Annotated in this window: 22 protein-coding genes; 15 read left to right on the plus strand and 7 right to left on the minus strand. The window is 63.5% G+C overall.

All coding sequences use genetic code 11. The annotated features are described in order from the left end of the window. Positions 1–71 precede the first annotated feature (71 nt). The 6 genes from DS839_RS15635 to DS839_RS15655 all read left to right on the plus strand — a co-directional run bounded on the left by DS839_RS15635 (position 72) and on the right by DS839_RS15655 (position 3,970). Entirely contained in the window at positions 72–641 is a 570-nt protein-coding gene (locus DS839_RS15635) for a class I SAM-dependent methyltransferase (RefSeq protein ID WP_368911680.1), read from the plus strand. A gap of 7 nt (positions 642–648) precedes the next feature. Next, the gene (locus DS839_RS36940; RefSeq protein ID WP_368911681.1) at positions 649–780 is read left to right on the plus strand and encodes a hypothetical protein; all 132 of its coding nucleotides are present in this window, start codon (positions 649–651) and stop codon (positions 778–780) included. 70 nt (positions 781–850) lie between these two features. Continuing rightward, positions 851–2,152, plus strand: a complete 1,302-nt coding sequence (gene ribB, locus DS839_RS15640) for a 3,4-dihydroxy-2-butanone-4-phosphate synthase (RefSeq protein ID WP_119271379.1) — start codon at positions 851–853, stop codon at positions 2,150–2,152. A 5-nt stretch (positions 2,153–2,157) separates the two neighbouring features. After that, positions 2,158–2,526, plus strand: a complete 369-nt coding sequence (locus DS839_RS15645) for a VOC family protein (protein WP_119271380.1) — start codon at positions 2,158–2,160, stop codon at positions 2,524–2,526. Positions 2,527–2,588: 62 nt separating this feature from the next. Then, on the plus strand, positions 2,589–3,482 hold the full coding sequence (locus tag DS839_RS15650; RefSeq protein ID WP_119271381.1) for an NAD-dependent epimerase/dehydratase family protein: 894 nt from the start codon (positions 2,589–2,591) through the stop codon (positions 3,480–3,482). 2 nt (positions 3,483–3,484) lie between these two features. Continuing rightward, the gene (locus DS839_RS15655; protein WP_119271691.1) at positions 3,485–3,970 is read left to right on the plus strand and encodes an L-2-amino-thiazoline-4-carboxylic acid hydrolase; all 486 of its coding nucleotides are present in this window, start codon (positions 3,485–3,487) and stop codon (positions 3,968–3,970) included. Between the two features lie 63 nt (positions 3,971–4,033). On the opposite strand, the gene DS839_RS15660 is transcribed toward DS839_RS15655, so the two are convergent. Next, positions 4,034–4,504, minus strand: coding sequence for a VOC family protein (locus DS839_RS15660; RefSeq protein WP_119271382.1), 471 nt, complete (start codon positions 4,502–4,504; stop codon positions 4,034–4,036). 101 nt (positions 4,505–4,605) lie between these two features. On the opposite strand from DS839_RS15660, the gene DS839_RS15665 reads away from it, so the two are divergent. The 3 genes from DS839_RS15665 to DS839_RS15675 are packed head-to-tail and all read left to right on the plus strand — an operon-like array spanning position 4,606 to position 7,018. Next, positions 4,606–5,079: an ATP-dependent zinc protease family protein gene (locus DS839_RS15665; RefSeq protein WP_119271383.1), complete on the plus strand. Its 474-nt coding sequence runs from the start codon at positions 4,606–4,608 to the stop codon at positions 5,077–5,079. Beyond that, entirely contained in the window at positions 5,076–5,981 is a 906-nt protein-coding gene (rimK, locus tag DS839_RS15670; RefSeq protein WP_119271384.1) for a 30S ribosomal protein S6--L-glutamate ligase, read from the plus strand. The genes DS839_RS15665 and rimK overlap by 4 nt, the downstream gene beginning before the upstream one ends. After that, the gene (locus DS839_RS15675; RefSeq protein WP_119271385.1) at positions 5,978–7,018 is read left to right on the plus strand and encodes a succinylglutamate desuccinylase/aspartoacylase family protein; all 1,041 of its coding nucleotides are present in this window, start codon (positions 5,978–5,980) and stop codon (positions 7,016–7,018) included. The genes rimK and DS839_RS15675 overlap by 4 nt, the downstream gene beginning before the upstream one ends. On the opposite strand, the gene DS839_RS15680 is transcribed toward DS839_RS15675, so the two are convergent. Beyond that, positions 7,011–7,901: a LysR family transcriptional regulator gene (locus tag DS839_RS15680; protein ID WP_119271386.1), complete on the minus strand. Its 891-nt coding sequence runs from the start codon at positions 7,899–7,901 to the stop codon at positions 7,011–7,013. The two genes, DS839_RS15675 and DS839_RS15680, sit on opposite strands and share 8 nt — an antisense overlap. A 102-nt stretch (positions 7,902–8,003) precedes the next feature. On the opposite strand from DS839_RS15680, the gene DS839_RS15685 reads away from it, so the two are divergent. Beyond that, complete coding sequence (locus DS839_RS15685; RefSeq protein WP_119271387.1) at positions 8,004–8,708, plus strand: glutathione S-transferase family protein; 705 nt, start codon at positions 8,004–8,006, stop codon at positions 8,706–8,708. A 69-nt stretch (positions 8,709–8,777) separates the two neighbouring features. On the opposite strand, the gene DS839_RS36480 is transcribed toward DS839_RS15685, so the two are convergent. Both DS839_RS36480 and DS839_RS15695 read right to left on the minus strand, forming a co-directional pair. Next, a complete protein-coding gene (locus tag DS839_RS36480; RefSeq protein ID WP_162918562.1) occupies positions 8,778–9,197 on the minus strand; it encodes a hypothetical protein in 420 nt (139 codons plus the stop codon). Between the two features lie 47 nt (positions 9,198–9,244). Beyond that, complete coding sequence (locus tag DS839_RS15695) at positions 9,245–10,726, minus strand: helicase HerA-like domain-containing protein (RefSeq protein ID WP_119271389.1); 1,482 nt, start codon at positions 10,724–10,726, stop codon at positions 9,245–9,247. Positions 10,727–10,820: 94 nt separating this feature from the next. On the opposite strand from DS839_RS15695, the gene DS839_RS15700 reads away from it, so the two are divergent. The 3 genes from DS839_RS15700 to scpA are packed head-to-tail and all read left to right on the plus strand — an operon-like array spanning position 10,821 to position 14,753. After that, positions 10,821–11,210 carry a DUF2267 domain-containing protein gene (locus DS839_RS15700; protein WP_119271390.1) on the plus strand — a complete coding sequence of 130 codons (390 nt, stop codon included), beginning with the start codon at positions 10,821–10,823 and terminating at the stop codon, positions 11,208–11,210. Beyond that, positions 11,203–12,612, plus strand: coding sequence for a methylmalonyl-CoA mutase family protein (locus DS839_RS15705; RefSeq protein ID WP_162918563.1), 1,410 nt, complete (start codon positions 11,203–11,205; stop codon positions 12,610–12,612). Before DS839_RS15700 ends, DS839_RS15705 begins: the two co-directional genes overlap by 8 nt. Continuing rightward, the gene (gene scpA / locus DS839_RS15710; RefSeq protein ID WP_119271392.1) at positions 12,609–14,753 is read left to right on the plus strand and encodes a methylmalonyl-CoA mutase; all 2,145 of its coding nucleotides are present in this window, start codon (positions 12,609–12,611) and stop codon (positions 14,751–14,753) included. The genes DS839_RS15705 and scpA overlap by 4 nt, the downstream gene beginning before the upstream one ends. 62 nt (positions 14,754–14,815) lie before the next feature. Here scpA and DS839_RS15715 read toward each other — a convergent pair whose 3' ends face one another. Then, positions 14,816–15,433, minus strand: a complete 618-nt coding sequence (locus tag DS839_RS15715) for a tetratricopeptide repeat protein (protein WP_119271393.1) — start codon at positions 15,431–15,433, stop codon at positions 14,816–14,818. 110 nt (positions 15,434–15,543) lie between these two features. On the opposite strand from DS839_RS15715, the gene DS839_RS15720 reads away from it, so the two are divergent. Together DS839_RS15720 and DS839_RS15725 are read left to right on the plus strand one after the other, a co-directional pair. Beyond that, on the plus strand, positions 15,544–16,881 hold the full coding sequence (locus DS839_RS15720) for a TIGR03808 family TAT-translocated repetitive protein (protein WP_119271394.1): 1,338 nt from the start codon (positions 15,544–15,546) through the stop codon (positions 16,879–16,881). 44 nt (positions 16,882–16,925) lie between these two features. Further along, positions 16,926–18,107: an adenylate/guanylate cyclase domain-containing protein gene (locus tag DS839_RS15725; protein WP_119271395.1), complete on the plus strand. Its 1,182-nt coding sequence runs from the start codon at positions 16,926–16,928 to the stop codon at positions 18,105–18,107. Between the two features lie 4 nt (positions 18,108–18,111). On the opposite strand, the gene DS839_RS15730 is transcribed toward DS839_RS15725, so the two are convergent. Further along, positions 18,112–19,104 (minus strand): asparaginase, encoded by a 993-nt coding sequence (locus tag DS839_RS15730; RefSeq protein ID WP_119271396.1) that lies wholly within the window; start codon positions 19,102–19,104, stop codon positions 18,112–18,114. Beyond that, positions 19,097–20,332 (minus strand): MFS transporter, encoded by a 1,236-nt coding sequence (locus DS839_RS15735; RefSeq protein ID WP_119271397.1) that lies wholly within the window; start codon positions 20,330–20,332, stop codon positions 19,097–19,099. Before DS839_RS15735 ends, DS839_RS15730 begins: the two co-directional genes overlap by 8 nt. Positions 20,333–20,337 lie beyond the last annotated feature (5 nt).

Raw genomic sequence — 20,337 nt, forward strand, 5'->3', positions numbered from 1 at the left:
ACCTTAAATATTCGCTTTGCCGATTTGCCCTCCTCGCAAGAGGAGGGCATTTTCGTCTAAGGGCAAGCTTCATGAAAGACCACGAGCACTGGTCGCGGCATGCGGCCGACTGGATCGCCTGGGCGCGGACGCCCGGCCATGATGCCTTCTGGGCCTATCGCGACGCTTTTGCCGCCTTTGTCGGCAAAGGCGAAGGAAGGGCCGTCGACGTCGGCTGCGGCGAAGGCCGGGTGTCGCGCCTCCTGAAGGAATGCGGTTATCAAGTGACGGCGGTCGATCCGGTCGCGCAACTGGTCGAAGCGGCTCGCGAAGCCCAATCCGCCGACCAGTATCGAGTGGCCGCCGCGGCGGATCTGCCCTTCGCTGATGAAAGCTTCGACCTGACCGTGGCCTATAACATGCTGATGGATGTCGAGGATGTCCCGGCCGCGGTCAGGGAAGCGAGGCGCGTGCTGCGTCCATCCGGGACCTTGATCGTGTCCATCGTGCATCCCTTCACCGATCGCGGCCGCTTCGCCAATGAGGCGCCCGATGCGCCTTTCGTCCTGGAGGGCTCCTATTTCGGCCGCGAGCGTTTTGAAGGCACGGAGGAACGGCGACGGGCTCGAGATGCATTTCGCCGGCTGGTCGCAGCCGCTTGAGGCCTATATGGTCGCGCTGACCGGCGCCGGCCTGGTTGTGACCGACCTCAAAGAACCGGTTCCGGCGGCCGCCGGCCGAAAGCGCTGGCATCGGCTTCCCTTGTTCCTGTGGCTCAAAGCCCGGCCATTTCCGGCATAGCTGCCATTCCAATATTTACTCACGCTTATAGCAGCTTTTCCAATGCCTTTACTTTTGCTAAAGTCATAGTATGAAGCTCCCCGACTGGCTCGACAAGACCTCGACCTCACAATCTGCCCTGGCAAAGGCACTCGGCGTCTCCCAGGGCCGGGTCTCGCAGCTTATTGCCGGGGCTTCCCCTTCCCTCGACCTCGCTCTCAAGATCGCGACCTTCACCAACAACGCCGTTCGCCCCGAAGACTTTTCCGGACCCGCCATGGACACGACCCCGCACGCCGCCACCACCTCCGAACTCGACCGCGTCGAGGATGCCATTGCCGCCATCGGGCGCGGCGAGATGGTCGTCGTCGTCGACGACGACGACCGCGAGAATGAAGGCGACCTCGTCGCCGCCGCCTGCAAGATCACGCCCGAGCAGATGGCCTTCATGATCCGCTATTGCTGCGGCATCGTCTGCGCGCCGATCACGCCCGAGGATGCGCGCCGTCTCAAGCTCGATCCGATGGTGGCGCATAATGACGCGCCGCTCGGCACGGCCTTCACCGTTTCCGTCGATTATCGGGAAGGCCTGACCACCGGCATCTCAGCCAAGGAGCGCGCCGCGACCGTCCACGCGCTCGCCAATGGCAATGTCCAGGCGGCCGACTTCGTGCGCCCGGGCCACATCTTCCCGCTGGTCGCCAAATCCGGCGGCGTGCTGATGCGCTCAGGCCACACCGAGGCCTCGGTTGACCTCGTCCGCCTCGCCGGGCTCCATCCGGCGGGCGTCATTTGCGAGCTCGTCAATGACGACGGCACGGTGAAACGCGGACCGCAGGTGCTCGCCTTCGCCCGCGAGCATGGGCTCAAGATCATCTCGGTCGCCGATCTCATTTCCTATCGCCAGGCGCGCGAGCGCCTGGTCGAGCAGGAAAGCCAGTTCGAAATCGACACGCCCGTAGGCAAGGCGCGCGGCTTCGCCTATTCGACGCCCTTCGACTCGGTCGAGCATCTGGCCATCGTCTTCGGCGACATCAGCGGCGGGAAAGATGTCCCGGTCCGGCTCCATCGCGAGGATATCGTCGCCGACATCTTCGGTGCGCCGCATGTCCTCAACAAGGTCTATGACACATTCAAGCGCGAGGGCCGCGGCATTCTGGTCTATCTGCGCGAAGGCACGGCAGGCGTCCCGGCGGGCCAGAAGATGGGCAGCGAAAAGACCTCGAGCGCCGCCTTGCGCGAGCAGGTCTGGCGCGATGTCGGCCTCGGTGCCCAGATCCTGCGCGATCTCAATGTGCGTTCGATCCGGCTCATCACCTCGAGCACGCGCCACTATGTCGGCCTCTCGGGCTTTGGTATAGATATCGTGGAGACGATCAAGATCGAAGGATGACTGTGATGGCTACCGTCCGCTATATGGTCGAAGACGTCGATGCTTCAGTCGCCTTCTACACCCAGCTTCTCGGCTTCGCGGTGAAGCAGCAATTCGGCGCCAACATAGCGATCCTGACGCGGGATGACCTGATCCTGTGGGTCGCCGGTCCCAATGCCTCGGCCGGGCGTCCGATGCCCGATGGCCGCAAGCCCGAGCCCGGCGGATGGAATCGTTTCGTCATCGAGGTCGATGACCTGGCGAATGTCGTCACCCGGTTGCGCAAGGCAGGCACGCCGTTCCGCAACGACATCGTCGAAGGACCGGGCGGCAAGCAGATTCTTGCTGAGGATCCTTCCGGGAACGTGATCGAATTGTTCGAGCCGCAGCGATAGCCAACCGCAGAGCGAGCCGATAGGATATCGATCTCGCCTCTCACCTTCCCGAAAGGATCGTCATGCCCAAGCGCATCGTCTTCACCGGCGGTTCCGGCAAGGCCGGACGCCATGTGGTCCCCTGGCTCAAAACCAAGGGCTATGACATCCTCAATGTCGACCTGAAGCCGCTCGATTGTCCGGGCGTCAACACGCTCATCGCCGATGTTGCCGACAGCGGGCAAGTCTTCAATGCGCTCTCCATGCATTTCGGCTTCGACGGCTACGAAACCGGCAAAGGACCGGCGAAGATCGATGCCGTCGTGCATTTCGCCGCCATACCGCGCGTCCTCATAGAGCCCGACAACGTCACCTTCGATGTCAACGTGATGAGCACCTACAATGTGATCGAAGCGGCGGTGAAGCTCGGCATCCGCAAGATCATCATCGCCTCGTCGGAGACGACCTATGGCGTGTGCTTCGCCGAAGGCGACAAGGATTTCCACCATTTTCCGCTGGAAGAGGATTACGACATCGATCCGATGGACAGCTATGGCCTGTCGAAGGTCGTCAATGAGAAGACGGCCCGCGCCTTTGCCATGAGGAGCGGCGCCGACATCTATGCGCTGCGCATCGGCAATGTGATCGAGCCCCATGAATATGACCGCTTTCCCGCTTTCATCGCCGATCCCTTGTCGCGCAAGCGCAATGCCTGGAGCTATATCGATGCGCGCGATCTGGGCCAGATCGTGCATCTGTGCCTCAGCAAGGACGGGCTCGGCTTCCAGGTGTTCAACGCCGTCAATGACACGATCACCGCCAATGAGCCGACGGCCGACTTCCTGAAGCGGTGGTGCCCGAAGACGCCGCACCGCCGCCCGCTCCAGGGCCAGGAGGGGCCCCTCTCGAACCGCAAGATCCGCGAGACATTGGGCTTCGTCGAGGAGCATAATTGGCGAAAATACGTGAAGGCATGAGCATGACAGATCTTCCCACCCTCACCAAGCGCCGGCTGCAAGCCCAGGTCATCGGCCCGATCTATGCCGAGATGGCGGCCGAGATCGGCGAGGAGAAGGCCGCCCAGATCCTCGACCGCGCGATCCGCAAGGCGGCCATTGCCGAAGGCAAGGAGTTCGCGAGGCGCGCGCCGGGCGGCCAAACCTCCATGGCCGACTTCATCAAGCTCTATGATTTCTGGACCGCGGACGGGGCGCTCGAGATGAAGGTGCTGGAGGCGAGCGACACCCGCTTCGACTTCGACATCACCCGCTGCCGCTATGCCGAGACCTATAAGGAAATGGGTCTCGGCAAGATCGGCCACTTGCTGTCCTGCAACCGCGACGGCACGTTCTGCGAGGGCTATGACCCCAATATCACCCTCGAGCGCAAGCAGACCATCATGCAAGGTGCGCCCTGCTGCACCTTCCGCTACACCTATCGGCGCCGTGACGAAGCTACGCGCTGAGCATCCCACCTCGACATGGCCGCCCTTGAAGCCCGGCCATGACGGATTGAGTGCGAGTTGGAGCTATTTCGGATAGCGCCAGTCGGTTTCCCTGATCCTACCGCCATTGCCGAGCTCGATGATGTAGCCGAAGTCCTTCTCGGTATCGAGATAGTAGTGCTCATCGGCATCGAACTTGCCGCTCTGGATCACCTTGTAGCCGCGCCTTTCGTAATCGGCGACCGCCTTGGCGCAATCGGCATAATAGAGCTTGGTGTGATGCAGACCTTCGCCTCGGCGTTCAAGAAACTCGTCATAGATCGAATAGCCGCTGACCGGCTGGATCAGCTCATGCTGGATGCCGTCCGTCTTGGTGACGGCGATCAGCACCTCATGGGTGGCGGGCTTGCCGCGATAGAGATAGTCGCGCACGTCCGGCGCCTTGAAACGATAGACATGCCACGGGCCGATGCCGCAGTGATCCCAATGGCGTTTCATCGCCGTCTCGATGTCACGCACGAGATAAGCCACCTGCATGAGCTCTCCATCCTTCATCGCATCCTCCCTTTGGCCGTCCGCGGAGTGATGGTAACGCAACCGGCGAAAAACCGAAAAGCCGGATTTCCCTTTTATGGACGGTGGTTTATGGTGCTGCCATGACGCATGAAGACAGCGACCGGGACGAAGAACGGACCCTGATCGGCTGGCAGGAAACGGTGAGCCTGCCCGAGCTCGGCGCCGGCCCGATCGTCGCCAAGATCGATACCGGTGCGCGCTCCGCCGCGCTTCATGCCGACGACATCCGCATCACCGGGCGGGGAAAACGCATGAAGGTGCGCTTCAAGGTGCAGCGCCGCGGCAGCTCCTCGCGGCGGATCGAATGCGAGATGCCGTTGCACGACCTGCGGCGGGTCAAGAGCTCCAACGGCCAGATCGAGCTGCGTGCCGTGATCGCGACCCCGGTCGAGATCGGCGGACAGCTTCTCGAAGCCGAAATCACCCTCACCCAGCGCTCCGACATGGGAGCCGCCATGCTCATCGGCCGGAGCTCGATCAAGGGGAATTTCCTGGTCGATCCGAGCCGCACTTTTCTCAGATCACGGCGACCGAGAAAGACCAAGCCTCGATGAAAATCGCGCTTCTGACCCGCAATCCCAAGCTCTTCTCACATCAGCGCATCATGGAAGCCGCCCAGGCGCGCGGCCATGAGATCGTGCCGGTCGACTATCTGCGCTGCTATATGAACATCACCTCGCGCAAGCCGGAGCTGCGCTATATGGGCGAGAAGCTCGAAGGCTTCGATGCCGTCATCCCGCGCATCGCCGCCTCCCACACCTTCTACGGGCTCGCGGTGCTGCGCCAGTTCGAGATGATGGGCGTCTATCCGCTCAACGAATCGGTCGCCATCGGCCGCTCGCGCGACAAGCTGCGCTCGCTGCAGATCCTCGCGCGCGACGGCGTCGGCCTGCCGATCACCGCCTTCGCCAACGACACGACGCGCACCGATGACGTCATCGACATCGTCGGCGGCGCCCCGACGGTGATCAAGCTGCTCGAAGGTACGCAGGGCATCGGCGTGGTCCTGAGCGAAACGCATAATTCGGCGAAATCGGTCATCGAGGCCTTCCACGGCGCCGATATCGCCATCCTGGTGCAGGAATTCATCAAGGAGGCGGAAGGCCGCGACATCCGCGTTTTCGTGATCGACGGCAAGCCGGTGGCCTCCATCCTGCGCTCGGGCGCCAAGGGCGACTTCCGCTCCAACCTGCATCGCGGCGGCCACGCCGAGAAGATCACCGTCACGCGCCAGGAGAAGGCCGCGGCGATCAAGGCGGCGCGCTCGATGGGCCTCAATGTCTGCGGCGTCGACATGCTGCAGTCCAATCGCGGGCCGCTGGTGATGGAGGTCAATTCCTCGCCGGGGCTCGAGGGCGTCGAGAAGGCGACCGGCGTCGATGTCGCTTCCGCCATCATCCAGTTCCTCGAGGCGGAGGCGCGGCCCGGACGCACCCGGACCAAGGGCAAGGGATGAGCGCCAAGCCGTTCCACCTGGGAACGACGACGCTCCAACCGGGCGAGCGCAAGACCGTCGACCTGCCGATCAGCGCGCTGTCCAACCACACGCCGCTGACCTTGCCCGTGCATGCCATCCATGGCGAGAAGGCGGGACCTGTGCTGTTCCTCTCCGCCGTCGTCCACGGCGATGAGATCCTGGGGGCCGAGATCGTGCGACGGGTGATCCGCCATCGCGCCGTGCATGATCTCGCCGGCACGCTGCTCGCCGTGCCGGTCGTCAATGCCTTCGGCCTCATCAGCCATTCGCGCTATATGCCGGACCGGCGCGACCTCAACCGCTCCTTCCCGGGATCGGACCACGGCTCGCTCGCCTCGATCGTCGCCGATCTGTTCATGCGCGAGGTGGTGCTGCGGAGCGACTACGGCATCGATCTTCACACTGCCGCACTCCATCGCACCAATTTGCCGCAGATCCGCATCGCGCCCGGCGAGCCCGATCTCCTTCAGATGGCCGAGGCCTTCGGGCCGCCGGTCATCCTCATCTCGAAATTGCGTGAAGGCACGCTCCGGCAATGCGCGCGCGACCGGGGCGTGAAAGTCCTCCTTTATGAAGGCGGCGAGGCGTTGCGCTTCGATGAGATCGCGATCCGGGCCGGTGTCATCGGCATATTGCGGGTGATGAAGTGGCTCGCCATGATCGCCCCCGCCAATATCGCAAGAAGCAAGGTGCCGCCGGCGATCTCGACCTCGAGCGCGTGGCTCAGGGCTCCGGAAGGCGGGCTGCTGCGCGCCGCGCCGCTTGCCGGCGACCGGGTCGAGAAGGGCGAGGCGATTGGCGAGATCTCGGATCCCTTTGGCGAGCGTGCCGTGCAGGTCATCTCGCCCGAAGACGGCATCGTCATCGGGCGCACCAACCTGCCGATCGTCAATCGCGGCGATGCGCTCTTCCATATCGCCCGGGTTAAGGACCCCGAGACGTCCCGCGCCCGCATCGGCCGCATCGGCGGTGAGCTCTCGCAAGCGCCGCTCTTCGATGAGGATGAGATTATTTAGAAGCTCTGTTCTCGGCGAGAAAATCGATCACGGCGCGGATGGAAGGCAACTGGCTGCGGCGATGCGGCGTGAGAATCGTCGTGGCGATATTGCCCGCTGTCCATGAGGGCAGGACGATGTTCAGCGCGCCTTCCGTGATCGCCGGGGCGGCGATGCTCTCGGGCAGGCACGCGATGCCGAGGCCCGCTATCGCCGATTTGAGCAGCACCACCGACTCATCGGCAAAGAAACGCGGACGTGGCGCGACCGCGACAGATATTTCATCTTGTGACGTGAGGCGCCATGTGCGTGCAGACGACGCAATGATGAGGCCATCATGTTCGCTCAAGGCTTCAGGGGTGGATGGCGTGCCGCGCTCTTCCAGATAGAAGGGCGATGCGATGAGGACGATGCGATCGGTGCCGATCTGTCTTTGCATCAGGTCCGAATCGGGCAGCGGAGCAAAGTGGCTGCGCACCGCGATATCGAAACCTTCCTGGACGAGATCGACGAAGCGATCGGTGACATGGAGATGGATCTCGAGTTTGGGAAAGCGGCGTGCCAGCGCATGGAGCTGGTCGGCGAGGTGGAATTGAGCGGTCGGAACCGAGGCCGTGATCCTCACGGTTCCACTGGGCTCCGCCATCCGCTCGCGAACGACCGTCTCGGCCGCTTCCGCCTCGATGACCGCGGCGCGGGCGTGATCGTAGAAATCGCGGCCGGTGTCGGTCAGGACGAAGCTGCGCGAGGTGCGGTGGATGAGGCGCGCGCCGAGCGCCGCTTCGAGCTCCGCCACGCGCTTGCTCACCGTCGACTTCGGCTGCCCCAGGCGTCGCCCGGCAGCGGCGAAGCTCCCCAGATCCACGGCCTGCACGAAGAAGATCAGATCGTTGAGATTATACATGGAACCATCGTCCATAAGCATGGACTATAGGGTTCGAATACCCCGTCTACCGCCTGAAAGTCCACGATTTATATCAGTAGTCTCAACAAAAAGGAGACCGACATGACCCCCATCCTCTTCTACGGCGTGCCCTCCGGCTGCTCTTTCGGCTCGATCGTGGCGCTCGAATGGCTGGGCAAACCCTACCGGCTCAGTCGCATCGACATGCCGGAAGTGGTGCAGAGCGACGCCTATCGCCGCATCAACCCGGTGGGCGAGACGCCCTCGCTCCTGACCGAAGATGAGAGGATCATCAGCGAGAGCCTCGCCATCCTCAATCACTTGGGAACGAGCGGGACCGAGAAGGGTCTCGCCTTCAAGCAAGGCACGGCCGGCTTCGACCGCCTCAACCAGGCGCTGGCCTATCTCAACACCAGCTTCTTCAACAGCTTCAGCCCGCTCTGGTACACGCTCGAGCATGACATGAAGCCCGACGCGAAGCAGGCGCTCAGGACCTATGGCGCGGCAAATGTCGCGAAAGCGCATGGCGAGCTCGAGAAGATGCTGGGCAAGGGGCCGTGGCTGCTCGGCAACCAGCGCACGCTGGCGGATGCCTATTTCATCGGCATCGCCCGCTGGACGAAATATCACGATGTCGTCGACCGCCAGACCTATCCCGGACTGCAGAGCCTGTTCGAAAGGCTCGAAGACGATCCGGCGGTGAAATTCGCCCATGCGATCGAACATGGCGAAGAGGCGCGAGGCGCCGGCGGCTTCCTGGGCCATGTCAGTCTGGAGAGGGCGCTCAGCGAGATTTCCGACTTGTGACTCCAACGCTGTTTCGCACCGGCGATAATGCCTCTTGACATCGTGGGCCAAAGCGCGGTTTGGATAATATCAGAGTTGGAAATGTGCCCGGGCAGTCGTTGCCGGGCACATTGCTTTGATGTCCTCGCACCTCCCCAAAAAGGAACTGTCCATGACCGGCACGCTCTGCCGAAGCGCTGCGCCCTGGCTGATGAAGATCGCCGAGCTCTTCGGCATCATCGTCAAAACCATCCTGTCGATGGTGGAAAAAGTCGGCGACATCTGTTGCCGGAAAGCCGGGTGGCCGGGCTTGCTTCGCGCGATATGGCCATGCTTGTCCCGTCCGGCCTCGTCGACGCATGAGGATGCGGGCTCCTCGCCGGCCTCGGGGCGGCGCCGGCGCGGATCACCAAAACCGAAAGGCTCGAACGCGACATCTTCCCGTCTGCAGGCCCATGCCCTGGGAAAGGTCGAAGGTTTCGGCTCAGATAATGGAAAGCTAGCAGCCACTATGCCGCCACGTAAGAGAAAGGTCGGAAAGCTTTATCAGCGGAACGTTATCGCCTGGATAACCCGCCCAGAATGCCGCGCACCAGCGAGCGCACCACCATCGAGCCGACCTGGCGGCCGACGCTGCCGGCGACATTCTTGACGAAGCGGTCCGTGGCCGACTCACGCTGCCGGGGTGCCGAGCGTGCCGAACGCGCCGCGCGCGCCGCCGCCTTCTCGGCCGCGGCCTTCTCTTGCGCCTCGGCCCGCTCATTGGCGCGCTGGGTCAGTTTCTCATAAGCGGAGTCGCGATCGACCGCTTCGTCATACTCGCCATAGACCGGCGACGACTTGATGAGCTTCTGGCGCTCCTCGGGCGTGATCGGACCGAGGCGGCTCTCGGGCGGGCGGATCAGCGTGCGCTCCACCATGGTCGGCACGCCTTTCAGATCGAGCACCGAGACCAGGGCTTCGCCCTTGCCGAGCTCGGTGATCGCCTTCTCGGTCTTGAACTTGGGATTGGGCCTGAAGGTGTCGGCCGCGGTCTTCACCGCCTTCTGCTCGCGCGGCGTATAGGCGCGCAGCGCATGCTGGATGCGGTTGCCCATTTGCGCCAGCACGCTTTCCGGCACGTCGAGCGGATTCTGCGTCACGAAATAGACGCCCACCCCTTTCGAGCGGATGAGCTTCACCGTCTGCTCGATCTTCTGCAACAGGCCGGACGGCGCGTCGGTGAAGAGCAGATGCGCCTCGTCGAAGAAGAAGACGAGCTTCGGCTTGTCGGGATCGCCGACTTCGGGAAGCTCCTCGAACAGTTCCGAAAGGAGCCACAGCAGGAAGGTTGCATAGAGCTGCGGCGAGGACATCAGCTTGTCGGCGGCGAGCACATTCATGTAGCCGCGGCCGTCATTGGTCTTGCGCATCAGGTCCTTGATGTCGAGCGCCGGCTCGCCGAAGAACTTGTCGCCGCCCTGCTCCTCGATCACGACGAGGCGGCGCTGGATCGACCCGATGGTCATGGCATTGAGATTGCCGTAGTCGGTGCGCAATTCCTTGCCGCGGCTGGCGAGGTCGGAGAGAAGCAAGCGCAGGTCCTTGAGGTCGAGAAGCGCGAGGCCTTCCTCATCGGCGATCTTGAAGGCGATGTTGAGCGCGCCTTCCTGCGCGTCGGTCAAGCCCATCAGGCGCGACAGGAGAAGCGGACCCATTTCGGAAATGGTCGTGCGGATGGGATGGCCCTGCTCGCCGAACAGGTCCCAGAAGATCGTCGGGGTCGCCTCGAAACCATAATCCTTGAAGCCGACCTTCTTGGCGCGCTCGAGGAGGAAATCCTGGGCCGTGCCGGCTTCGGAAATGCCCGACAGGTCGCCCTTCACGTCGGCGGCGAAGACCGGTACGCCGGCCTTGCAGAAGCCTTCGGCCATGATCTGCAAGGTGACGGTCTTGCCGGTGCCGGTGGCGCCGGTCACCAGACCGTGGCGATTGGCCATGGGCAGGAAGAGATCCTCGCGCTTGTCCGCCTTGCCGAGAAAGATCGTATTGTCAGCCATCGTCGAAAAGTCCCCTTTGGTGCGCCGTCATGCACCTTGCAAGTGCTTCAATCTGCTATAAAACGCTGGCGAGTTCAAACTTGCCGGAGTTCCCATGCAGGAGCTGATTGCCCGAATTGTGACGAAAACCGGTCTCGATCCGAAGCGTGCCGAGAAGGCCTTGGGCATCATGCTCTCGCTCGTCAAGACACAAGGCAATCAGCAGAAGGTCGGTGAGCTCTTCGCCAAGCTGCCCGGTGCCGAGGAGTTGGCCAAGCGTCACGGCGGCGACGGTTCGCGCGGCGGCGGGCTTCTCGGCATGCTGGGCGGCGGCCTGATGGGCGGGCCTTTGGCCGCGATCACGAAGCTGCAAGCGGCCGGCCTCAGCATGGATCAGATCAAAGGGCTCGGCAGCGAAACCCTCGCCTATGCCAAGGAGGTTGCGGGCGAAGATCTCGTCAAGCAGGTGGCCGGCTCCATCCCGGGCCTTGGCAGCTATGTCTGACGTTGCGGCACCCTCGCTGACACTCGCCGCGGAATTTTCGTGCGCCAGCGAAAGCGATTGGCGCAAGCGCGTCGAGGCCGTGCTCAAGGGCGCCGATTTCGAGAAGAAACTCTGTTCACGGACGGCGGATGGCATCGCCTTGGCGCCGCTCTATTCATCGGGAAGCGCCAGCGCAGCCCACCGGCCGGAGCAGACGCCCTGGACGGTGATGCAGCGGGCCGACCATCCCGATGCGGTGCGCGCCAATGAGCAAGCGCTCGACGATCTCGATCACGGCGCGACGGGTCTTCGTCTCGCCTTCGCCGACGCGACGGGCGCGCGCGGCTTTGGGCTCACGACACTCGACCAGAAGAGCGTGGCCCGCCTCATGACGGGCATAAGGATCGACGCCATCGATCTCAGCCTCGATGCCGGTCCCCATGGAGCCCAAGCTGCCAAGGCCTTCGCACAATGGGTGGCGACACAGCCGGTCGATCCGGAAAGGCTGCGTCTGGGTTTCGGCCTCGATCCGATCGGGAGCGGTGCCGGCGAGAACACGATCGATCCCGACTTTGCCGAGAGGCTGCGCGGATCCGTCAAAGCTCTGCGTGAGCAACACTTCATCGGCCCCTTCGCCGAGGCCTCAGGCATCATCTGGCATGATGCGGGGGCGAGTGAGGTCCAGGAGCTCGCTTTCACCATTGCCACGGGTGTCGCCTATCTGCGCGCCCTCGATCATCTCGATGACGACCATCTGAAGCACGCTGTGTCCCTGTCGCTCGCGGCCGACCAGGACATGTTCGTCACGCTGGCGAAATTCCGCGCCGGCCGTCTGCTGTGGTCGCGCATCCTCGCCGCCTCGGGCCTGTCGGCGGATGCCATCACTCTTCACGGTGAAACATCATGGCGGATGATGACGGCGCTCGATGCGCATACGAACATCCTGAGGACGACGGCGGCGGTCTTCGGCGCAGCCCTTGGCGGCGCCGAGCGTATCACCGTCCTCCCCTTCTCGCTGGCGCAAGGGCTGCCCGATGAATTCGCCCGCCGCATCGCCCGCAACACGCAGACTATCCTGCAGGAGGAATCGCAACTGTGGCGTGTCAGCGATCCGGCGTCGGGTGCGGGCTATGTCGAGCATTTGACCCGCTCGCTCTGCGACAGAGCCTGGTCGCTGTTCCAGGAGATCGAGAAGCAAGGCGGCATCGCCGCTTCCATCGCCAGCGGCCGCATCGCCGCCCTGGTCACGGAGAAGCGCCGGGAAAAGCTGGCCCGCATCAAGGACAAGACCGAGACCATCATCGGCGTGACCGCCTACAGGCCACCGCGTGAAGCCGCGCCGTCGATTGAAGACGTGCCCCGCGGGACAGCGCCGGTCTCTCGGCTGGCGCAGGTCTTCGAAACCGCCGGAGCGTCGTCATGAGCCGCATCCCGGATTTCAGCAAGATCGGTTTCAGCGCCGAGCCAATGGCCACCGCGGCGTCCATCTGGGAAACGCCGGAAGGACTCGCGATCAAATCGGCCTATAGGGCCGCCGACACCGAAAGCCTCGATTTTTTGCGCAGCTGGCCCGGCATCCCGCCCTATCTGCGCGGACCCTACCCCACCATGTATGTCACCCAGCCCTGGACGATCCGGCAATATGCCGGCTTCTCCACGGCGGAGGATTCGAACGCCTTCTACCGGCGCAATCTGGCGGCCGGCCAAATGGGACTTTCGATCGCCTTCGATCTCGCCACCCATCGCGGCTATGATTCCGATCATCCGCGCGTCGCGGGCGATGTCGGCATGGCGGGCGTCGCCATCGATTCCATCTATGACATGCGCACGCTGTTCGACGGCATTCCGCTCGACAAGATGAGCGTGTCGATGACCATGAACGGTGCCGTGCTGCCGGTGATGGCGCTCTATATCGTGGCGGGCGAGGAGCAAGGTGTCGCGCCGGGAAAACTCTCAGGCACGATCCAGAACGACATCCTCAAGGAATTCATGGTGCGGAACACCTATATCTATCCGCCCAAGCAGTCGATGCGCATCGTCTCCGACATCTTCGCCTATACCAGCGAGAAGATGCCGAAATTCAACTCGATCTCGATCTCGGGCTACCATATGCAGGAAGCCGGGGCGACGGCCGATCTCGAGCTCGCTTATACGCTCGCCGATGGGCTGGATTATGTGCGCGCCGGCATCGCCGCAGGCCTCGATATCGACCGTTTTGCGCCGCGCCTGTCCTTCTTCTGGGCGATCGGCATGAACTTCTTCATGGAAGTGGCGAAGATGCGCGCCGCCCGCATGCTGTGGGCGAAGCTCCTCAAGAGCTTCAGTCCGAAGGACGAGCGCTCGCTGTCGCTGCGCACCCATTGCCAGACCTCGGGCTGGAGCCTCGCCGCCCAGGACGTCTTCAACAATGTGGTGCGCACCGGGATCGAGGCGATGGCCGCGACGCAAGGCGGGACGCAGTCCTTGCACACCAATTCGCTCGACGAGGCGCTGGCGCTACCGACCGATTTCTCCGCCCGAATCGCGCGCAACACCCAGCTCTTCCTGCAAAAGGAAGCGGGCACGTGCCGCGTCATCGATCCCTGGGGCGGCAGCTTCTTCGTCGAGCGGCTGACCTATGACCTCGCCGCCAAGGCCTGGGGCCATATCGAGGAAGTCGAGAAGATGGGCGGCATGGCGCACGCCATCGAGGCCGGCATACCGAAATTGCGCATCGAGGAAGCGGCGACCCGCACCCAGGCGCGCATCGACTCGGGCGAGCAGACCGTTGTCGGCGTCAACAAATATGTCCATGGCACGGACGCCGAGATCGACATCTTGAAAGTCGACAATTCGGCGGTGCGTGCGAGACAGATCGAGAAACTCGCGCGACTGCGCGCCGAACGGGATGAGCATGCCTGCCAGGCAGCCCTCGAGCGGCTGACCCATCTGGCCAGGAGCGGCGAAGGCAATCTCCTCGCCGGCGCCGTCGATGCGGCGCGCGCCAAGGCGACGGTCGGCGAGATATCGCTGGCCTTGGAAAGAGCATGGAGCCGGCATGCCGCCGAGAGCCGTGCCGTCAAGGGCATCTATGAGGCGGCGAGCAAAGGCAACAGGCTGGAAGAAGCGCGCCGCTCGGTGCGCGCCTTCCGCGAGGCCGATGGCCGGCCGCCGCGCGTCCTCGTCGCCAAGATCGGCCAGGACGGCCATGACCGCGGCCAGAAGGTGATCGCCTCGGCCTTCGGCGACATGGGCTTCGACGTCAAAGTGGGAGCCTTGTTCTCGACACCCGAAGAGGTCGCCGATCTCGCGGTGAAGAGCGATGTCCATGTGGTGGGCGTGTCATCGCTCACCGCCGGCCACCTCACCCATGTGCCGCTCCTCAAGGCGGCGCTCGAGGAGCGAGGACGGCCCGAGATCATGATCGTGGTCGGCGGCGTCATACCGCCGGAAGATGTGGCAACGCTGCTCGCCGCCGGCGCTGCCGCCGTGTTTCCTCCCGGCACCGTCATCCCGGAGGCGGCGCAGAAGCTCCTCGACCGGCTCAATGAGCGCCTGGGCTATGCCCAGCGCGCGGCGGAATAGGTTGCGCTCTTTTTTGCGCATCGGCTTGCCCGAAAACCGCGCACACTTTTCGGGTCGATGCGCTATATTCCTCGCTCGATGTGCTCGGCGAGTTCCTGGTATTCCTCACAGGTCGTGCCGCAGCGCTTGGCGATCTCGTTCAACTCGATCTTGGCGAGATCGATGCGGCCGGCGGCGACATAACCTTCGCCCAGATATTCGCGAGCAAGCACGAAATTGGGATTGATCGCGAGGGCCTTGCGGTAATACCGAATCCCTTCATCGAGCCGTCCGGATTTGCGCAGGCTGTATCCCGTGTAGTTCAGGACATAAGGGTCGTTCTGATTGCGTATCGCCGCCAGGACGGTGAGCGCCCAATCATATTCGCCGGCCTGCGCCAGGGCACTGCCCTCCCGATAGAGCTCTTCATCGGGGAGGATTCCGTAAGAGACCTTGACGCATTTTTTCGTTTTCTTGTCCTGGACCTCATTCTTTTTGCAATGCTTGACGGTTTGTCCGCTGCCGCCACTGCTACTGCCGCCGCCACTGCTGCCGCCACCACCGCTATTGCCGCCACCGCCACTGCCGCCGCCACCGCCGCCACCGCCGCCACTACCGCCACCACCGCCGCCCTGGGCGAAGGCAGGCATGACGCCCAGAGAAAAAGCCAATGCCGCTACTACAATCATGCCGCTCTTCATGATCGACCTCCTCACACATTTGAATCGGATACGCCCTCGCATCGAAAATCATTCCCTCGCGCAAGAGACGGGCACGAAGCTTGCACGATTGGCCCGAGGACTGTGCCAAAATGGATTTCTCACGCCGCATCTTCATGTCTGCAGCACCGGTGCTGGCCGCGGGTGCCGTCACTCCGAAAGCGGCGCTCGCCGCATCCGGCAATGCGCTCATCTCGGCCACCGATCTCGGCGTGAGACCCAATGCGAAGGGCGACCTGTCGGCGGCCTTCCAGAAGGCTATCGCCAAGGTTTCCGAGCGTGGCGGCGTTTTGCTGCTGCCGGCGGGCACCTATCAGCTGTCGGACATCCGCATCGATCGTCCCATCGCTCTTCAAGGCATCCGCGGATTGACGACACTCTTGACGACAAGGGAAACCGGCATATTCGCCATCGAAGCCTCTTCCGTCACCCTCGATGGCATCGGCTTCGAGGGCCAGGGCACAGCCGAAGAAAGCGAGGCGGACCTGGTCTCGGCACGGAGCTGTCCCAATCTCACTGTCGAAAACTGCAGCTTCGGCAATTTCACTGGCAACGGCCTTATGCTCACGCAATGCTCGGGGCGCGTCACCCATAACAGCGCGTCGAATATAGGGCGCACCGGCATCTTCGCGCTCGACTCGACCGGGCTCGAGATCACCGGCAACGACCTTCACGACATCGGCAATAACGCCATCCAGGTGTGGACCAGCGAGCAGCGTCCCGACGGCACGATCGTCTGCGGCAACCGGATCGAGCGGGTGCGCTACGACAATGGCGGCTCAGGCCAGAACGGCAATGGCATCGTGGTGTTCCGGGCCGGCAATGTCATCGTGAGCCACAACCGCGTGAGCGATTGCGGCTACAGCGCCATCCGCAACAATTCCGGGCGCAACTGCCAGATCGTCAACAATTCCGTCTCGCGGCTCAATGAAACGGCGATCTATGTCGAATTCGCCTTCGATGGCGCGGTTGTCTCGGGCAACATCATCGAGACGGCGGCGGCGGGAATCTCGATCACCAATTTCAGGGAAGGCGGCCGGCTGGCGGTCTGCGCCAACAATATCGTCCGCCAAATCACCGGCGGCGGCTCCAATCCCAACAGCAGCGCCATCGCCATTGGCGCTGAAGCCGACACCATCGTCACTGGCAATGTCATCGAAGGCGTCGCCTATTGCGGGATCCATTTGGGCTGGGGTCCTTATGCGCGCAATCTCATGGCCAGTGGAAATCTCCTGCGCGAATGCGTGATCGCGATCGCTCCTTCGGTGAGCGAAGGTGCGGGCCCCATCAGCATCACGGGCAATATGATCGCGCAGTCGGAGAAGGCGATCATCGGCATGGACCATGACGTCACGAAGACCGGAGAACTCTCGGCCATGGGCGCCGAAATACCGGCGCATCTCGCGATCGGCGGCAACCACGTCAGCTAGACGCCCGCGCTTTCCTTCGGCCAGAGCCCGGCGTAGGCTACGGCATGGATACCAAACCCGGCGAGTTGCCTGGCGAAGGTTTCGCGGCAGCCGAGGCCCAGATAACGAATTGGTTGATCGGTCCGGCACGGCGATCCTGCACGCCGGTCGAGATCGTCAATGGCTTGGTGGAGCGGCTTACCGACGCCGGCGTTCCTTTGTGGCGTGTGCGCATCGCTCAGCAGGTCGCCAATCCCCTGATCGGCGCCTGGGGCGTCGTGTGGAAACGCAGTGGCGGCACCGAGCTCTATACCGTGCCACGCGGCGTGCTGCAGACAAACGCCTTCTACGGCAGCCCCTTCGAACATGTCGTCAAGACACGGACGCGGTTCCGGGGCTCGCTCGAAAGACTGGAGCGCGGCCGAGACCATGAGGTGCTTTTCGAGCTCGCGGCGCAGGGCAGCACCGACTATCTCGCCTTGCCGGTCGAATATGGTGACGGTTCGGTCCAGGCCAGCGCCTTCACCACCGATCGTCCGGGCGGCTTTCGCGAAGAGGAAGCCGCATTGATCGAGAGGCTGATGCCGGCGCTGGCGGCGGCCATGGAGCCCGCTGCGATGCGCCATTCGATGGCGAGCCTGCTTGAGGTCTATCTCGGCTCGGGTCCGGCCGACCGGGTGGTGGGTGGCGCCTTCCAGCGCGGCGCCACGACGCAGATCGAAGCCGCCGTCATGGTCACCGACTTGCGCGGCTTCACCGGCCTGTCGGAAAAGCTCAAGCCCGACCGGCTTCTGCAGCTCCTGGGCGCCTATTTCGAGATCGTCGTCGATGCGGTGCGGGCGGAGGGCGGGGATGTGCTCAAGTTCATTGGCGATGGCGTGCTGGCACTCTTTTCCTCCGAAGGGAACGGGCGCGCCGAGGCGTGCGCGCGGGCGGTCCGCAGCGTCGGCCTGGCTTTTGCCCGGAATAGCGACCCCGAGCTGCGCTTTGTCAGCGCCGTCCATGTGGGGCCGGTCGTCTATGGCAATATCGGCAGCCTCGACCGGCTCGATTTCACCGTCGTCGGTCCGACCGTGAACTATGTCAGCCGTCTGGAGAGTGCGGCCAAACTGCTCGACAAGGCGGCCATTTGCTCGGCCGACGTCGCCCGGTCCTTGCCGGCCAGCATGGTGCGCGATCTCGGCCAGCACCAGCTCAAGGGTATTGCCGATCCGCAGACCCTTTTCGAGCTGACGTTACCCCCGTGAAAAGCTAGATCAATGCGTGCACGTCGCCGACATGGATCTTGCGCCAGTTGCTGAGATCGCTTCCGGCGAAGGTCTTGAGCGCCTGGCGCTCACTGTCGGTCCAGACCGGCAAGGACGCCAGGACGGCCGCCATCGCTGATTCCGAGGCGCGCGAGGCGCCGTCGTCGCATTTGAGCGCAATGCCGAAGCCCGCATGCGGCACGGCGCCGCAAAACACGCCTTCAGCGCCCGTCTTCACGAAGGCGCGCGGCACCCTCTGCATCACCCGGGTGCAGAAGCGGTTGGTTCCCGCCACCATGAAAGGATGGGCCCGCACCGCCTCGATGATGCGCAAGGAGGCGGCCTTGCGCGCCTCATCGAGCGTTGCCCCGGAGGCAAAGCGGGCAAAGCCCAGCGCCAGGTTGCGCAACGGGATGGCCCAGGTCGGCACCGAGCACCCGTCTATGCCATGGGGCTGCGACCCGATATCGACGTCGCATAATTCGCTTAAGGTGCGGGCGATGGCGCGCTGAACCGGATGATCGATCCGGCTATAGCCTTCGGCCGGCACCCCGAGCTGATGGGCCAGCGCCAGCATGCCGGCATGCTTGCCGGAGCAGTTATTGTGAATGGCGCGGGGCTCTTCCGCATGACGCACCATGTCATGCTGGGCCGAAAGCTCGTAAGGCCAGTGCGCACCGCATTCATATTGCGCCTCGCTCATGCCGGCCTTGGCCAGCATGCCGCCGGCGACCCTGACATGCGGCGCCTCGCCACTATGGGAGGCGCAGGCCAGCGCCAGCTCTTCATCGCTGAAACCAAAACGGTCAGCGGCACCGCTTTCGATCAGGGGCAGGCACTGGAAAGCCTTGATGGCTGAACGCGGAAACACCGCCTGGGTGACATCACCCGCCGAAGCGACGAGCTTGCCCGCGGCATCCACAACCGCATAGGCGCCGGTATGACGGCTTTCGACCACACCGCCGCGAGTCACTTCGGCGATCACGGGATTAGGCATAGCGAGCTTCCTTGATATGAGATCCCCAGAGATACCAGCCGAGCGCCAGCAACTGGAGAACGAAGAAGGTACCGAAGGCCCAACTATAGGCCTCCGGCGCGTAGCCGGTGGCGGTCGGCGCGAAGAGGCCGATGATCATGCCGATCACGCCCTGCACGATAAAGGCTGCGACGAACATCGCAAAATTGAGGCTGGCATTGGACCGGCCGGCCAGCTCGTTGCCGACCTGGGCGGCGAACCATGGAAAGGCGACAATGCCCACTTGCCCGGTTGCCGCCAGCACGAGCCAGGCGGGGAAGCTCACTTCCGGGACGCGCAGGACGATGACGCTCTGCGCCGCAAGATAGACCAGCAAATAAACCAGCATGACGGTGAGCGGGCTGACTCCACGCCGGCCGAGCCGATCGATCACGAAGCCGATCGACAAGATACCGACCATGAAGGCGACGGCCATCCACAGGAGATGGCGCGCCACCTCGTCCCGGCCGAGCTCCAACACATCGCGCAGCCAGGGGCCGGCCCATAAGGTCTGGATGCCGATCTGCACGCCCGCCGTCAGGCCCAGGAAAGGCGCCAGGCGCCAATAGAGCGGCAATCTCAGGATGCGCCGCAATTGGCCGAACTGCTCGGAGAAATGCGCTTCCACCCGCTCACCGTCGCGGCGGGGGACGGCCAGGAAAATCAGACAGGCGCCGGCGAAAACGAGGCCCGCGAAAATGAGAAAGGCGCTGCGCCAGCCCACCTGGCTCACCAGATATTGGGTCGGTTCGGTCGCGACGATAATGCCCAGTGCGCCAACCGCCATGATGCAGGAGTTGGCGAGCGTGCGGCGCTCCGGCGCCACCCACAGCGAGGTCGCCTTGAAGCCCGACATCAGGCCGCCGGCGAAGCCCAGCCCGATGATGGCCCGGGCGATAAACAAGGTGAGGAAGCCAGGCGCCAAGGCGAAGAGCGCGCAGCCTGCCGCGGCAAACGCCAGCAGGGCGGACTGGACGCGGCGGGGGCCGTAACGGTCGAACAATATGCCGAGCGGCAATTGGAACAGCGCAAAGGCCAGTAAATAGGCCGACGTCAGCAGCCCGAGCTCGGCCGGGGTCAGGGACAGGTCGGCGACGAGATCGGGCGCCACCACCGCATTGACCGCCCGCAGCAAGTAGGACAGCAAATAACCACAAGCGAAGGGGGCAAGCGCCGTGGCTGTGATGCGAAGGGGGATGCCGGGCGCCATGTCGC

This window comes from Taklimakanibacter deserti (assembly GCA_003574785.1).